The organism is Maricaulis maris, from assembly GCF_036322705.1.
Taxonomy (GTDB): domain Bacteria; phylum Pseudomonadota; class Alphaproteobacteria; order Caulobacterales; family Maricaulaceae; genus Maricaulis; species Maricaulis maris_B.
The window spans coordinates 3,067,665-3,082,857 of record NZ_AP027270.1 but is presented as its reverse complement, the minus strand read 5'-3'; the positions used below and the strand labels follow the sequence as shown (position 1 = coordinate 3,082,857).

The window sequence follows — 15,193 nt, the reverse complement described above, 5'->3', positions numbered from 1 at the left end:
CTTGCGTGCAAGGGTGTGAAGCGGCTAGAGCGCTGTAAGCCCCGGGACTTCAGACGTAACAAGGACATCGGTGATGAACGACAGAACCAGTCGCGTCGACGACGACGAGGCCCTCGCCTTCCACAAGGATCCTGTTCCCGGCAAGCTGGCGCTGTCTCCGACCAAACCGATGGCGACCCAGCGCGACCTGTCCCTCGCCTACAGCCCGGGCGTGGCCGCACCGGTCAAGGCGATCGCTGCCGACCCGGACAAGGTCTATGACTATACGTCCAAGGGGAACATGGTCGCCGTGATCTCGAACGGCACCGCCATTCTCGGCCTCGGTAATCTCGGCGCGATGGCCTCGAAGCCGGTGATGGAGGGCAAGGCCGTCCTGTTCAAGCGCTTCGCCGATATCGACGCCATCGATATCGAGGTTGAAGAGGAAGACGCCGAACAATTCATCGAATGCGTCAAACGCATCGGCAACACGTTCGGCGGTATCAATCTGGAGGATATCAAGGCCCCGGAAAGCTTCATTGTTGAACAGCGTCTGCGCGAACTGCTCGACGTCCCGGTCTTCCATGACGACCAGCACGGCACCGCCATCATCTCCGCCGCCGGTATCATCAATGCCTGCGAGCTCACCAATCGGCGCATCCAGGACCTGACCGTCGTCGTCAACGGCGCCGGAGCCGCCGGCATCGCGGTTCTCGAGTTGCTGAAGGCGATGGGCGTCCATCCCGACAATGCGATCCTGTGCGACAGCAAGGGCATCATCCATACCGGTCGGGACAACCTCAATCAGTGGAAAGCGGCCCACGCCGTCCAGACCGACAAGCGCTCGCTCGCCGAAGCTGTCGACGGCGCCGACTGTTTCCTCGGCCTGTCAGTGGCCGGCGCCCTGACCCAGGACATGGTCAAGTCGATGGCCAAGGACCCGATCATCTTTGCGATGGCGAATCCCGACCCGGAAATTTCCCCGGAGGACGCACGCGCCGTTCGCGAGGACGCGATCATCGCCACCGGTCGGTCGGATTACCCCAACCAGGTCAACAACGTCCTCGGCTTCCCCTATATTTTCCGCGGCGCCCTCGATGTTCGCGCGCGGACCATCAATGAAGAGATGAAGATTGCTGCGGCCCAGGCCCTGGCCGCCCTGGCCAAGGAAGATGTGCCGGACGAAGTCGCGGCCGCCTATCACGGCGCGCGACCGAAATTCGGCCGCGACTACATCATCCCGTCGCCCTTCGACCCCCGCCTGATTGCCTATGTGCCGCCCTATGTCGCCCAGGCGGCGATGGATACCGGCGTCGCGCGCAAGCCAATCCCGGACATGGCGGCCTATCGGGCCTCCCTGGCCCGCCGCCTTGATCCGACCGCCGCGCTGCTGCAGCGGATCCAGGGCGCGGTGATGGGGCATGGCCGGCGTATCGTGTTCGCGGAGGGCGAGGAGCCCTCGGTGATCCGCGCGGCATATGCTTTCCAGAACCAGGAACTGGGGAAGGCCATCCTGGTCGGCCGCGAAGAGATCACGCGCGCCAACATGCGCCTCGTCGGGGTGCCGGAGGACTCCATTGAAATCGTCAATGCGCGGCTGTCCGATCGCAATGCCGACTATTCGGATTTCCTGTACAATCGCCTGCAGCGCAAGGGCTATCTGAAGCGCGACGTCCAGCGCATGGTCAATAATGACCGCAACGTCTTCTCCGCCTGCATGGTCAAGCTTGGCGATGCCGATGGCATGGTCACCGGCACCACACGCTCCTATGGCGCTGCGCTGGCGGATGTTTCGCAAGTGCTTGATCCGGCCGAGGGTCAGCGAGTGATGGGCATGTCGATCGCGCTCGCGAAGAACCGGACCCTCTTCATCGCCGACACCAATATCGCGGAATTCCCGGATGAGTACGCGCTCGCGGACATCGCCATTGAAACTGCAGCCACCGCAAAGGGTTTCGGCTTCACGCCGCGCGTCGCCTTCCTGTCCTATTCGACCTTTGGCAATCCGTCCGGTGACCGCTCCGACAAGCTGCGGCGGGCAGTCGAGATCCTCGATGAGCGGGGCGTCGACTTCGAGTACGAGGGCGAGATGAATGTCGATGTGGCACTCGACCCGTCACACCGCTTCCTCTACCCGTTCTCGCGCCTGAAAGGGCCTGCCAACGTGCTGGTCATGCCGGCCATCCACTCCGCCTCGATCGCCACAAAGCTGTTGCGCGTTGCCGGCGGCGCGACCGTGATCGGACCCATGCTGGTGGGTGTCGAAAAGCCGGTCCAGATCGCACGGCTCGGTGCCTCCGTCTCGGAGATCACCACGCTGGCCGCGCTGGCCGCCTATGATCCGGACAAGCATGATGTGGATAGCGGACTGGCGGAGTAGGCGCTAGGTGTCCGCTTGCTTTTCGAGGTCTCGAATACCACGAGCGGCATCCGTGCCCTTCGTCATGATGTAGATAATCAGACCGGCCATAGGCAGGGCATAGCTCGCCGTGACCAGGAAAAAGCCGACATAGCCCATGGCATCTGCCATGACGCCTGAGAAACCCGCGATGAACTTGCAGATCAAGGCGTAGATCGAAGACAGAAGCGCGTACTGCGTCGCCGCGTTCAGCGGATCCGTCAGCGAAGAGAGATAAGCAATGAACGCGGTACCGACAAAGCCCGCGGCGACATTGTCGGCGCTGATGACGACGGCTAACAGGCCAATACTCTCCGAATTTCCGATCGCCGCCAGATAGGCAAATGCGGCATTCGTCGCAAAGGTGATGACCGCGCCAACCACCATCGCGCGCAAGACGCCGAAACGGTAGGCGATCAAGCCACCGAGGAAGCCACCGGAAATCGTCGCGATCACGCCGGGACCGCTCTGGATACCGCCAACAACGGCCCGGCTGAAGCCAATGTCGGAATAGAGCGGGCTGGCCATCACGCCCATGGTGAAGTCCGACAGGCGATAGAAAGCCACCAGCAGGAAGACCGGCACAATCCAGTGCCCCAAGCGGTCCCAGAATTGTTTGAACGGCTCGACGATCGAGTCAGCGACCCGCTTGCCGAAGCTCTGGGTGTCTGGCTCGCGATAAGCGTGGTGGGGTTCTTTCATGAACAGGATGAGAACCGCACAGGCGCCCATGGTCGCGGCCATCACCAGGAAGGACACCGTCCAATTGGTCCACTCCGAGATCGCGAGGCCGAAGCCGGAGAACATGATGGCGCCCCGATACCCGAGCACATAGGCTGCGGCCATGTTTGCCTGATCATCGCGGGGCGCTGACTCGATCCGCCAAGCATCGATCGAAATGTCGAGGGTCGCGCCGGAATAGGACAGGATGAATGCCCCCAGCGCCGTGACAAGCAGGCCATTCGCGGGGTCGGTGAAGGCAATCAATGCCAAGCCGAGCATGGTCCCGATAATCGCCACGATCATCCACGACCGCCGCTTGCCCAGCGCCGCTGTCAAGAAGGGCACCGGAACGCGATCCACGACAGGCGACCATAGCGGCTTCAGCGTGTAGGAGATCGTCACCCAGTAGAAAAAGCCGATCGTCGATCGCTCAATTCCGGCATCGCGCAGCCAGAAACTGAGCTTGGAAAAGACCATCATCAGGGGAAGGCCGGATGCAAATCCAAGCACCAGCATGGCGATCATGATCGGGCGCTTGTAGGCGGCGAGGGTCTGACCCCATGTCTTGCGGGCCGGTGCTGCCAATTCCGCCATGATCGCAAGTCCCCGATTGTGCTTGAAAACCGTCAGCCCATGCTGGCGCGGTTTCCGGGGCGGCACAAGCGGGTGAGGATGTCGGCAAGGCGGTCGGCGTCGAGGGGCTTGGTCAGGAATTCATCCATGCCGGCACCAAGGCACAGTTTTCGGTCGGCCTCGGAATCATTGGCCGTCAGGGCGATCAACGGCAGGCCACACCCGGCCTCCCGGGCCGCCCGTGCCACGTCCGGCCCATCCAGTCCCGGCATGCGCTGATCAAGCAGGGCTGCGTCAAAATGCTGCGAGGAAAGCGCTTCCAATGCGGCATCACCGCGTTCCACCGGTGTAACCCGAACCCCGAGGCCCTCAAGCGATTTGCGGGCAATCAGCGCATTGACCGGGTCGTCCTCGGCGACCAGGAGATGAAGTCCGGACAGGTCAGGCTGAAAACGGGCGACCGCGGGCCTCGGTTCCCGGTTCAATACACCGCGATCCGGGCCTTGGGATCGGGTCAGCTGCGAGACAAGGGTGGCCGCGCGAACCGGTTTGACAAACCAGTTCTCCGTAACACTGGCGACAAGGTCCGAGCGCTGTGCTTTTTCTGCCGGGGTCACCATTTGCCAGATCCGCGCTGCCGGCGCGGTGAGGGCCCAATCGGCATCACACAGAAGCTCGGCGCCCGTCGAGGCCGACAAATCGCGGGGGCCCTCAAGGACTGTAACGCTGGCACCCAAAGCCTCGAGCTGATCGCGCAGGCTTTCCCGAAGAACAGGATTATCGGAGGCAAGCGCGACTTCTCGGTCTGCCAGCGGCGTATCCTGACGCAGGACAAGCACCGGCAAATCGAAGATCAGCCAGAACCGGGCCCCGTGTCCAAGGCGGCTTTCCACTCCCATCGCGCTATTCATCGCCTCGGCGAGCCGCCGGACCATGGCCAGACCCAGGCCGGCGCCGCTTTCGGCGCCCTCACGTTCCGCTGCGCCGCGCTCGAAATGCTCAAACAGGCTTTCCTGGTCGGCCTCGGAGATACCGGGTCCGGTATCACTGACAGACAGGGCCAGCCGGTCGCGACCTTCACTGTCCGGCGCGTTGGCGATATCGATCCGGACCCCCCCGTTCGCCGTGAATTTTACGGCATTGCCGATGAGGTTGTAGAGAATCTGCTTCAGGCGCGCGGCATCGCCGCTGATCTGCTGCGGTGCGCCGAGGGCATGAACGACACCGATTTCCAGCCCCTTCTCCTGGGCGCGCGGGGCGGCAAGTTCGACTGTTTCGCGGACCAGATCTGCGATGTCGACGCGCTCCGGTCTCAGCTCGAGCCGCCCGGCCTCGAGACGCGAGAGGTCGAGAATGTCATCCACCATGGCGAGGGCATGGTCTGCCGATGCTGCGATCGACCGCACATAATCGGCCTGGTCGGGTTTCAGCGGCGTCGCTTCCAGCAAGCGGGAGACCCCAAGGGCTCCCGCCAGGGGTGTTCGAAGTTCATGGGTGACGGCAGCAAAGAAGAGTGACTTGGCGCGCTGCGAGGCTTCAAGGTCTTCATGGGCGGCGCGGCGGCTGGTGACATCGCGACCCACGGATATGACGCCGGCACCGTCCGGCAGGAGACGTTCGTCCCACTCGATCCAGATCGCGCCGGCCCGCGTGCGCATCAGCATTTCATAACGGCGCGAGTCCTGCGCGCTGACCGGCGGAGCGACCGAAAACCAGCGCCCGACCCAGTCGCCGCGGTGTCCGCCAAAGGCGACCAGGAAAGCGGCGTTGACATACATGACCCGCCCGCCGGCACCGCGAACCAGGATCAACTCTCCCGCGGCATCAAGCGCGGTGAGGAGCAGGGTGTCGAGGCCGGAGGAGAACGGGTTGGGCGGGGGCGGGACATCTGACGCTTCGTCAGGCGATGGCCCGTCGGGCAGGCGCGTTGCGGAAGCCGGAGCCTTGCTTTGCGCCCCCGCAACAGGCGCGCTGGAAGCCGGGCGCGAGTGATCGGAAGCGCACACCGGTGCGTCGCGCACGAACACGAGGTCCGGCACCTTGCCCGCAGTGCGGCGATCTCCCGGCTCTTCAGCCATGGCTCATCCTTCAGATCGATCCAGTTTTGAACTAACAGATTTGGGTTAATGAAGCGTCGTTGGGCCGCCCGCCTCTTTGCCCACGGCTCGGTCCGCGGCTCTGGCCGCGGCTCCGGCCGCGTCGGCTTAAGCGCCTGCGTTTGCGATGGAGTCGGCGTCTGCATTGGAGCGGTGTCCGGGACAACGCTCGAGCCGGACGCCGGACCCCGCGCCGATCCAGCGAGGAGGGCCTCGTCTGAGCGGCGCCTGCGCAAGCCGGATTTCAGCGAACTGCTTTTCGCGACACCGGATCGATCGGCGTGGCGGCCCGAAGGCCCCGACGACAAGACAAGGCTTCGGCGATATGGATGCGGCGGACCGCGTCCTGTCCATCAAGGTCGGCAATGGTGCGGGCCACACGCAAGATGCGGTGATAAGACCGGGCCGTCAGCGATTGCTGCAACGCCGCCTCCTGGAGCAGGGCTTCCCCGGCGCGGTCCGGCGCGGCCACATGGTCGAGATGATCCGTCGGCAAATGGGCATTCAGACTACCGCGCTCGATCTGGGCATCCCGGGCCTTGGCCACGCGCCCGGCCGCCTCCGCTGTGCCCTCGACCGGCGCCGGCAAGGCGAGGTCGGCCGGCGTGACCGGTGGTACCTGGATTTGCAGATCGATCCGATCCAGCATCGGCCCCGATATCCGGGCCTGATAATCCGTCGCGCAGCGCGCGCCACGGCGGCATGTCGCGCCTTCGCCATTCCCGCCACCACAGCGACAGGGATTCATCGCGGCCACCAGCTGGAACCGAGCCGGGTAAGCGATGTGGGCATTGGCCCGCGCGACGGTTATCGAGCCGGTTTCCAGCGGTTGACGCAGACTGTCGAGCACCTGCGGATGGAATTCAGGCAGTTCGTCCAGAAAAAGAACGCCGTGATGGGCCAGAGACGCCTCGCCCGGTCGGGCCCGACTACCGCCGCCGACCATGGCCGCCATTGAGGCCGAGTGATGAGGCGCACGAAAGGGCCGGTTGCGGGTCAGGCGACCGCGTTCGAGCAGCCCGGCGACCGAGTGAATCATCGAGACATCGAGGAGTTCCGGCGCCGTCAGCGGCGGCAGCAGGCCGGGCAAACGCTCGGCCAGCATCGACTTGCCGGAACCTGGCGGACCCACCATAAGCAGGTTGTGATGTCCGGCGGCCGCGATTTCCAGCGCCCGCTTGGCACTTTCCTGCCCCTTGACCTGGCGCAGGTCGGTATCGGGTCCGGCCTCGACCAGCTCGCCGGGCGCAGGGCGGTCCAGCACCTGACTCCCTTTGAAATGATTGATCAACTGGATCAACGTGGCCGGCGCCAGGATGGCGAGATCACCCCCGGCCCATGCCGCTTCAGGCCCACTGGCTTCCGGACAGATCAGCGCGCGACCTGCGGCATGGGCTGCCACAGCGGCCGGCAGGGCACCCGGTGCGGCCCGGATGCGGGCATCCGCGCCCAATTCCCCGAAGGCCAGATAGTCCTCGGCCACGTCCTTCGGCAAGATATCCAGCTCGGCCAGAACCCCAATTGCGATGGGCAGATCGAAATGGGCCCCTTCCTTGGGTTGGTCGGCGGGGGCGAGGTTCACAATCAGGCGCTTTGACGGCAGGGACAGCCCCAGAGCCGAGAAGGCGGCCCGGACCCGCTCGCGGCTTTCGGCGACAGCCTTGTCGGCCAACCCGACAATGGAAAAAATCGGCTGCGACCCCCCTGCAACCTGAACCTGTACATCCACGAGGCGAGCTTCTGCTCCATGGAAGGCGACCGAAGCTGTTCTCGCTGCCACAATCATTCTCCCGACATACCGGGAAATTAATTCACAGACTTTCGCCTGTATCGCGCCCGGCCGCCAGATGTGACCAACCCTCACCCCAATCCTTAAGACACCGGTAACCTTCCGGCATCATTGGGTTTTCCACAGGCTCGTTCACATCCAGATCAAAACAGGAACAAACCATGTACAAGAAAGGGGTGCACGTCAAGCGTGTCTTTTTATTCGCCGATGCGGCGGGCCACGGCATCCCAGAATGCCGCACAGGCATCGACGCCCGAGAACCGCTTTAACTCCTGGACGCCGGTCGGTGAGGTGACATTGATTTCGGTCAGACGGTCGCCGATCACATCAATCCCGACCAGCACCAGATCGCGCTCGACCAGCACGGGCCGGATCGCGTCACAAATGCGAATATCGCTATCGGTCAGATCGGACGGCTCGGCCACACCGCCCACATGCATGTTGGACCGCGTCTGGCCGGTTTGCGGAACCCGGTTGATCGCACCGACCGGCTCGCCATCAATGATGAGGATCCGCTTGTCGCCGGCCGTGACCGCCGGCAGGAAAGCCTGGGCAATGACCGGCTCCCGGGACTGGGCGAAGAAGGTTTCCAGCAGGGCCGAAAAATTGCCGTCACCGGGCTTGAGACGAAACACGCCGGCGCCGCCATTGCCGTAGAGCGGCTTGATGATGATGTCCTCGTGACGGTCCCGGAATCCGGTCAGCGCCACCAGGTCACGCGTGATCAGCGTGGGCGGAATGATATCCGGGTAGAGCAGCGGCAGGATTTTTTCCGGGCTTGAGCGGACCCAGAAGGGATCGTTAAGCACGAGTGTTTTGCCCTTCAGCATTTCCAGCAGATGGGCCGCAGTCTGATAGGCCATGTCGAACGGTGGGTCCTGACGCATCAGGACAACGTCGATGTCGGTCGCCAGGTCGAGCACGCGCTCCTCGCCGAGCTCGGCGTGTTCGCCCTGGACATGCCGAACCCTGACCGGTCTCGCGCGCGCAAGAATGCGGCCTTCCTGCCAGGCCAGCTGGTCCGGATGATAGACAAACAACTCGGCGCCGCGCGCCTGCGCCTCTTCCATCAGGGCGAAGGTTGTGTCGGCATCAACATTCACCGTCTCGATCGGGTCCATCTGGACCGCAACGCGCCATGTCATCATCGTGTCTCCGGTCCACCCAGCAATTGCGGACCGGAGTTAGGGGACCCGCTGCCGGAATCAACCCCGGGATTGGCCTCGCCCGCACACGCTTCTGCCCGTCGCTCACCGCGAGCCGGGAGATTGGTCGGAACGCCGGAGATACGCACATAGGAGACGACATCCCAGACGCCCTCGACCAGGCTGGCATGCGCGCTGGCGCGTTCGAGTTCACCGCGATTGCGCGCGACGCCGAGCAGATAGACGCGTCCATTGTGCGTTTCGACGTTGAAATTGATGGATCGCACGGCGCGGTCAGAAATCAGGCGACCATTTACCCGGGCCGTGATTTCGGCGTCGCGGGTCCGGTCGCGAAATCCGGGATCGCCTCCGATCTCGATTTCGTTGGCAACATTGCGGACGGCGACGGACGACCAGGCGAGGCATTCCGCCATCAGCCGATCATCCTCCCGCGGAACCCGGCCCGTCAGCAAGGCGATCCCTTCGGTGACCTCGACGTCGACACCATTCATCGCAAAGCCTTCGGAGCGCAGCATCGCCGACTTGATCGAGACGGAGGCATTGGTGTCGTCAAGCTGACGACCGATGGAGCGTTCCTCCTGCACCGAGCCGACCGTATTGCAGGCCGCGGGTATCAGTGCGGCGCAGCTGACCAGCAATGCCGTTGAGAGAGAGGAAAGACGGTCGGCCATGCTCGATACTCCTGTCGAATCGCCCGGGCCCCAGCTTAGGCATTTGCAGCGGTGCTACCATGACAAGTCGCGGCCCATCGGCCAAGCCGGAACGATCATCCGGCAATCAGAGCAGGTCGCGCGCACGGTCGCCGGGGATCCACGCGGCACGACGGTGCTGCGGCCAGCGCCCCGGGACCACCAGAACCAGGTCATAGCGCAAGTGCAGGTCGTGCAGGGCGGGTCGCGAGGCCCGCCAGATCGACGCAGCCCGGGTAATCCGGCCACGTTGACGCGGACCGATGGAGTCGAGCGCCCCCTCGATGGTCGACCTCGCCTTGACCTCGATGAAAACCAGGTACTCCCCGCGCCGCGCGACCAGGTCAATCTCTCCGGCGGCCGTTCGGGCCCGATGGTCGAGCACGCGATAACCCTTCAGGGTTAGCCAGGCGATGGCCAGCCACTCGGCCCAGCGACCGCGGGCCTCGGCCTGCCGCCGCGCCCGGGTCACGGCGCCTTGTCTCCGCCTTTCAGGGAAAGCGCGCGAGCGTAGACATCGCGGCGTGGCCAGCCGGACGCCTCGGCGACGTGGCTGGCGGCTTCCTTGACCCGCATGTCCTCGAGCGCTGCCCGCAGGGCTGCATCGATCCGTCCGACATCCCAGTCGTCAGCGGCGGGCGGCCCGACCACAATCACCACCTCGCCCCGCGGCGGGCCGGCCTCGGCATAGTGCGCAGCCAGTTCCGCCAGGGAGCCGCGGCGAGCCTCCTCGTGCATCTTGGTCAGCTCGCGGCAAACCGCGGCAGAACGGTCCCCGAGTATCTTGTGCAGGCTGGCCATCATCGCCGGCAGGCGAGAGACGCCTTCATAGAAAACGAGACTCCCCGGAATATGGCGGAAGGGCTCGAGCCAGGCCTCTCGCGGGCCGGTTTTCTGCGGCGGAAAGCCGGCAAAGGTGAAGCAGTCGGTTGGCAGGCCGGCGATGGCGAGGGCTGCCAGCACAGCCGAGGCGCCAGGTATGGCGATCACAGGAATATCGGCGGCGATGGCATCGCGGGCCAGCTTGTAACCCGGGTCCGACACCAGCGGGGTCCCGGCATCGGAGACCAGGGCAACCCGGGCGCCTGCGGCGAGGTCGGCCAGAATGCCGGGCCGGACGCGCTCGCCATTGTGATCATGATAGGCCGTCAATTCGACCTTCAGGCCGTAAGCATCCAGAAGGCGGCGGGTGACCCTCGTATCCTCCGCAAGGACGCGATCGGCCTGGGCGAGAACGTCGAGCGCGCGCAAGGTAATGTCCCGCAGATTGCCGATAGGGGTGGAAACCAGATAAAGGCCCGGCCCGAGTGCTTGCCCCTTGCGGCCGTGGCGGATAGCTTCGGCTAGAATTTCCCGGGATGTTTCCGTCATGCTTTCAGTCTTCTATTCACGCATTGCTCCGTCGATCGACACATTGGCACAAAGCCGGGCGCTGCGCTGCCTCGCTGTCATCTCGCTGGTCGGGACGCTGGCCGCCTGTGGAACAACCGCGCCGCCGCCCAGCCTGCCCGTTGTCACGCCGCCGGAGCCGGTGATTGAAACGCCGGTGGTCGAGACACCCGAGCCGGTCGAAGAGCTGGTCGCGACAGGCCTGGTTCCGCCCCACATGGCAGATCGCGAGCTGGCGCGGGTTGCCATTTTGCTGCCCTTCTCGGCCGACAATTCAAGTGCTCGCTCGGAAGCCTTGCGGCTTCTGCACTCGGCCGAGCTGGCGCTGTTCGAGCGCGGCAGCGGCAACCTCCTGATGATCCCGAAGGACACGCAAGGCACGCCGCAGGGCGCCCGTGACGCGGCTCAGGCCGCAGTCGAGGATGGTGCAGACATCATCATCGGCCCGCTCTTCGGACCTGCCGTCACGGCCGCCAGCCAGGTCGCCCGCCAGGCCGGAATCCCGATCATTGCCTTCACAACCGATACGACGGTGGCTGGCGATGGCGTCTATCTGATGAGCTTCCCGCCCGAAATCGAAGTGGCCCGGATCGTCGAATATGCAACCCGCCAGGGCGTCGAGCGCTTTGCCTATCTGGGACCGCAGAACCGCTACGGCATGGCTGTGTACTCGGCCCTTCAGGACAATGCCGCCCTCACCGGCGGCTCGGTCGCCGCCGAAAGCTTCTACACCGGCGACGTGGAAGCCATGGCCCGCGCCTCGGCGCGCCTCGCCGAGGGTGTTTTCGAGCCCCTGACGCCCGAAGAGGCCGACGAACTGCGCCGCGAGACCTGGGTCCCGGATCCTGAAGCGCCATTCCAGGCGGTCATCCTGCCTGAGGGCGGCACACGCCTGCGGGCACTTGGACCGTTGCTGATTTCCCAGGCTGTCGATCCGCTGGTCGTACGCTTCCTCGGCACCGGCCTGTGGAACGATCCCGACCTGCTGCGCGAGCCCGCCCTTCTGGGTGGCTGGTTCGCCGGCCCCGACCTTGATGCCCGGACGGCCTTCGAAACCGCCTATCGGGCGAGCTATGGCAATGACCCGTCCCGCATTGCCAGCCTGGCTTATGACGCAATGAGTCTGGCCGCCCATCTGGATGGCGGCGAACGTGGCTTCAGCCGTGAGGCAATCGAGGAAGACCAGGGCTTCATGGGCGCTGATGGCCTGTTCCGCTTCCGCGAGAGCGGGCTCATCGAGCGTGGCCTGGCGATCTACGAAATGCGCTCACGCGGCCTGCGCGAAATCGAGCCGGCACCGCTGACATTCGAGCCCGTGGACGCCTTCTAGGCGATCAGGGCAGGATTTCCCGGGTCACCCGGTCGGCGAGGAGCCGACCGGCGCTGGTCAAGGCAATCCGCGTTCCCGCACGGACAAGAAAACCGTCGTCAATCATGCGCTCCACCGCAGCCTTGTCGGGCTGCAGGCCCGTGGCCGACTCGAGATGGCGAAGGTCGAGCCCGTCGATGACGCGAAGGCCAAGAAAGGCGCGCTCGATCATGTCGTCGAGCGGCGACAGCGTTTCGGTGTCCTCTGCCGACAGGCCCGACCCTGTAGCCGATACCGCATCAATATAGGCGCCGGGTCGACGGCAGGCCGTAGTGGCGACACGTCCGCCAGCGGTGGCACGGCCCAACCGTCCATGCGCGCCCGGGCCAACCCCGATCCAGTCACCGCCTTCCCAATAGATCCGGTTGTGGACCGACCGGTCTGCAGGTGTGCGGGCGTGATTGGAGACTTCATAGGCCGGAAAACCGGCAGCATCGCACAAGTCCTGGGTCGCCTCATAAAGGTCCGCAGCACTGTCGCCATCAACAGCGAGGGTCTCACCTCGCTCGGTCCGCTTTCCAAAAGCCGTGCCCGGCTCAATGGTCAGCTGGTAGGCCGAGACATGGCCGGCGCCGGAGGCCAGGGCCCGCTTCAGCTCTGCCGACCAGGCCGCGACGTCCTGACCGGACTGGGCGTAGATCATGTCCACCGAGACACGAGGGAAAGCCGCCAGCGCGGTATCGATCGCCGCGAGGGACTGATCACCGTCATGATCACGCCCCAGCGTTGCCAGCACAGCATCATCGAAGCTCTGCACGCCGAGAGAGAGGCGTTGAACGCCGGCCGCTGCGATCCCGGCAAACCGCGCCTGATCACCCGGATTGGCTTCCAGCCCGATCTCGGCGTCCTCTGCCAACCCCCAGAGTCGGTCTGCGGTCTCGATCACCCGACCGATCCAGTCCGGGCGCATGAGCGACGGCGTGCCGCCGCCGAAATGGAGGCTGGCCAGGGATCGCGCGCCGCTCTTTTCCCGCCAGTCCGTCATGTCCGACAGGATCGCCGCGAGCAGGGCGTCGTCATCGCCCCGGGCGCGATAGACGTTGAAATCGCAATAGGGACAGATGCGACTGCAATACGGCCAGTGCAGATAGAGTCCCAACGCCTCGCCGAGTGATGTGCGGGGCGCGACGGTCACGGCTTGAACTCGGTCGCGATCATGGTGTCGAGCGCGCGAGCCCGATGGCTGAGCGCGCGCTTCTCGGTGGCGGTCATTTCACCGAAAGTCCGCACATGACCGTGCGGCTGAAAGATCGGGTCATAGCCAAACCCTTCCGGCCCACGCGGCGGCCAGACGATGTCGCCAGCGACCTCTCCCTCAAAGAAGACAATCTCTTGCCCGGGGCGGGCGAGTGCGATCGTACAGACGAACCGCGCCGTTCGATCAGATGCGCCCTTGTCAGCGAGCTCATCCTGGACCCGTTGCATGGCCCGGCCGAAATCCCGTGGCTCGCCAGCCCAGCGGGCGGAATAAATCCCCGGAGCTCCGCCCAGCGCATCCACGGACAGGCCGGAGTCATCAGCGAGGCAGGGCAGGCCGGTCGCCTCGCAGGCCGCCCTCGCCTTCAGCGCGGCATTACCGCGGAATGTCGTTTCGGTTTCATCGGGTTCAGGCAGATCGAGGTCGCGGGCGCTTTTCAGGGCCACCCCGAATGGTGCGAGAATTTGCTCCATCTCCTTGATCTTGCCTGCATTATGGCTGGCGAGAACCCAGGTTTCATGACCCATTTCAGCCTCCATCAGTCGCATTTCATATCGCCTTTCGAAAAATTTATATCGAAAAACGATATTTTTCGCTTGCGCCTGCCGATCTTTCTGTTTATCGATAAACAACAAGGACGGGAAACGTCGTCCGAACAACATGAATGACAACGGTAATTGGTCAGATACAAGACAAAGGAAACAGTGAAATGGTCAGGTCCAACAATGCAGGCATCCAGATGATCGGCTCGATCGTCATCAACCTGGTGCTTCTGGTCTCCGTCGCCGCCGGCGCGTTTTACGCCATTGCCCCGGTTGCGGCATGATGGAAAAAGTCGCGTGAGGCTCGACAGGCCCGGCAAGGGTCTGTGAGCCTCACGTGCGACGCCTAACAGGGAAGGGGCGGGTATGAAGACTCTGGGAAGCGGATCACTGGCATCCGTTTTGAAGGTGGTGCTGGACATCGTCTGGTATCTCGCCTGGGCTCTTCTCGGCTTCGCTGCTCTGGTCCTGCTCGCAACAGGCGCGACGCTGGTGATGGACTGGCTGGGCTATTCGCCGGGCTTCGTCACCGACTTGCTGGGCGCAATCCGCAATCTGGGCTGGGTTTACCCCATTCTCGTGGCCGAAATCATCGCCGGCCTGGTAGTCATTGATCGACTGCGCCGGATCTTCGCCACGCTGATCGCGGGCGACCCGTTCGTACCGGAGAATGCCGGTCATTTGCGGGTGATCGCGATCGCAATTGCCGCCTACCAGATCCTGCGCCATGTCACACAAGGCGCCGTTGCGATGATCCTGACACTGCTGGACATGGATAATCCGGTGGTTGGCGGGCTTGAATTGAGCACAGCGGGCAATATTGATTTAGGAGCCTGGTTCGCCGTAGCGGCGCTTTTGGTTCTGGCGGAAGTCTTCCGCGAAGGCGCGCGGATGCGCCAAGAACAAAAACTGACGATTTAGGGAGACGCTCACCATGCCAATTCGCGTCACTCTTGATCGCATGCTGCTCGAGCGCCGGATGTCGCTGACCGAACTGTGCGACCGCGTCGGCATCACCATGGCCAACCTGTCCATTCTCAAGACCGGCAAGGCCAAGGCCGTCCGCTTCTCGACCCTGGAAGCGCTGTGCCGCGAACTGGGTTGCCAGCCTGGCGACCTGTTGAGTTTCGATGATGAGGACGAAGACGCGACCGAATAGGTCAGCGCGTCGTCCGCAAGACCGCCGGCCCTTGTGCCGACGGGACAGACGGTGGGGGTGGGCCTGCACGGTTGCCCCTTCCCAAAGAGGCCGTGCGGGCCGTTTCCAGCCCCCCAGCGCGCC

13 protein-coding genes are annotated in these 15,193 nt (G+C 64.1%); 4 read left to right on the top strand and 9 right to left on the bottom strand.

Translation table 11 applies throughout. From position 1 onward, the window contains the following. The first annotated feature begins 73 nt into the window (after positions 1-73). Complete coding sequence (locus tag AAA969_RS14745) at positions 74-2,359, top strand: NADP-dependent malic enzyme (RefSeq protein ID WP_338247072.1); 2,286 nt, start codon at positions 74-76, stop codon at positions 2,357-2,359. 3 nt (positions 2,360-2,362) lie between these two features. On the opposite strand, the gene AAA969_RS14740 is transcribed toward AAA969_RS14745, so the two are convergent. From AAA969_RS14740 to rsmI, 7 genes are all read right to left on the bottom strand, one after another. Continuing rightward, positions 2,363-3,694: an AmpG family muropeptide MFS transporter gene (locus AAA969_RS14740; protein WP_338247070.1), complete on the bottom strand. Its 1,332-nt coding sequence runs from the start codon at positions 3,692-3,694 to the stop codon at positions 2,363-2,365. A 32-nt stretch (positions 3,695-3,726) separates the two neighbouring features. After that, positions 3,727-5,751 (bottom strand): ATP-binding protein, encoded by a 2,025-nt coding sequence (locus tag AAA969_RS14735; RefSeq protein WP_338247068.1) that lies wholly within the window; start codon positions 5,749-5,751, stop codon positions 3,727-3,729. A 262-nt stretch (positions 5,752-6,013) separates the two neighbouring features. Further along, positions 6,014-7,549: a YifB family Mg chelatase-like AAA ATPase gene (locus AAA969_RS14730; protein WP_338247066.1), complete on the bottom strand. Its 1,536-nt coding sequence runs from the start codon at positions 7,547-7,549 to the stop codon at positions 6,014-6,016. Between the two features lie 206 nt (positions 7,550-7,755). Then, complete coding sequence (gene gshB / locus AAA969_RS14725; RefSeq protein ID WP_425325064.1) at positions 7,756-8,703, bottom strand: glutathione synthase; 948 nt, start codon at positions 8,701-8,703, stop codon at positions 7,756-7,758. Beyond that, complete coding sequence (locus AAA969_RS14720) at positions 8,703-9,395, bottom strand: BON domain-containing protein (protein WP_338247062.1); 693 nt, start codon at positions 9,393-9,395, stop codon at positions 8,703-8,705. The genes gshB and AAA969_RS14720 overlap by 1 nt, the downstream gene beginning before the upstream one ends. A 106-nt stretch (positions 9,396-9,501) precedes the next feature. Next, positions 9,502-9,885 (bottom strand): YraN family protein, encoded by a 384-nt coding sequence (locus tag AAA969_RS14715; RefSeq protein WP_338247061.1) that lies wholly within the window; start codon positions 9,883-9,885, stop codon positions 9,502-9,504. Then, on the bottom strand, positions 9,882-10,784 hold the full coding sequence (rsmI, locus tag AAA969_RS14710; protein ID WP_338247059.1) for a 16S rRNA (cytidine(1402)-2'-O)-methyltransferase: 903 nt from the start codon (positions 10,782-10,784) through the stop codon (positions 9,882-9,884). The genes AAA969_RS14715 and rsmI overlap by 4 nt, the downstream gene beginning before the upstream one ends. On the opposite strand from rsmI, the gene AAA969_RS14705 reads away from it, so the two are divergent. Continuing rightward, positions 10,783-12,132, top strand: coding sequence for a penicillin-binding protein activator (locus AAA969_RS14705; RefSeq protein WP_338247057.1), 1,350 nt, complete (start codon positions 10,783-10,785; stop codon positions 12,130-12,132). The genes rsmI and AAA969_RS14705 overlap by 2 nt on opposite strands. Positions 12,133-12,136: 4 nt before the next feature. On the opposite strand, the gene hemW is transcribed toward AAA969_RS14705, so the two are convergent. Then, positions 12,137-13,306, bottom strand: coding sequence for a radical SAM family heme chaperone HemW (gene hemW, locus AAA969_RS14700; protein ID WP_338247055.1), 1,170 nt, complete (start codon positions 13,304-13,306; stop codon positions 12,137-12,139). Continuing rightward, a complete protein-coding gene (gene rdgB, locus AAA969_RS14695; protein ID WP_338247052.1) occupies positions 13,303-13,896 on the bottom strand; it encodes an RdgB/HAM1 family non-canonical purine NTP pyrophosphatase in 594 nt (197 codons plus the stop codon). Before rdgB ends, hemW begins: the two co-directional genes overlap by 4 nt. 381 nt (positions 13,897-14,277) lie before the next feature. On the opposite strand from rdgB, the gene AAA969_RS14690 reads away from it, so the two are divergent. Further along, on the top strand, positions 14,278-14,832 hold the full coding sequence (locus AAA969_RS14690; protein WP_338247050.1) for a DUF2975 domain-containing protein: 555 nt from the start codon (positions 14,278-14,280) through the stop codon (positions 14,830-14,832). Between the two features lie 13 nt (positions 14,833-14,845). After that, a complete protein-coding gene (locus AAA969_RS14685) occupies positions 14,846-15,070 on the top strand; it encodes a helix-turn-helix domain-containing protein (RefSeq protein ID WP_338247048.1) in 225 nt (74 codons plus the stop codon). Positions 15,071-15,193 lie beyond the last annotated feature (123 nt).

Coding starts and splice junctions, on each gene's coding strand:
- AAA969_RS14740 (WP_338247070.1), bottom strand. CDS start 3,694: ATGGCGGAATTGGCAGCACCGGCCCGCAAGACATGGGGTCAGACCCTC.
- AAA969_RS14685 (WP_338247048.1), top strand. CDS start 14,846: ATGCCAATTCGCGTCACTCTTGATCGCATGCTGCTCGAGCGCCGGATG.
- AAA969_RS14735 (WP_338247068.1), bottom strand. CDS start 5,751: ATGGCTGAAGAGCCGGGAGATCGCCGCACTGCGGGCAAGGTGCCGGAC.
- rsmI (WP_338247059.1), bottom strand. CDS start 10,784: ATGACGGAAACATCCCGGGAAATTCTAGCCGAAGCTATCCGCCACGGC.
- AAA969_RS14690 (WP_338247050.1), top strand. CDS start 14,278: ATGAAGACTCTGGGAAGCGGATCACTGGCATCCGTTTTGAAGGTGGTG.
- AAA969_RS14705 (WP_338247057.1), top strand. CDS start 10,783: ATGCTTTCAGTCTTCTATTCACGCATTGCTCCGTCGATCGACACATTG.
- AAA969_RS14720 (WP_338247062.1), bottom strand. CDS start 9,395: ATGGCCGACCGTCTTTCCTCTCTCTCAACGGCATTGCTGGTCAGCTGC.
- gshB (WP_425325064.1), bottom strand. CDS start 8,703: ATGACATGGCGCGTTGCGGTCCAGATGGACCCGATCGAGACGGTGAAT.
- AAA969_RS14745 (WP_338247072.1), top strand. CDS start 74: ATGAACGACAGAACCAGTCGCGTCGACGACGACGAGGCCCTCGCCTTC.
- rdgB (WP_338247052.1), bottom strand. CDS start 13,896: ATGGGTCATGAAACCTGGGTTCTCGCCAGCCATAATGCAGGCAAGATC.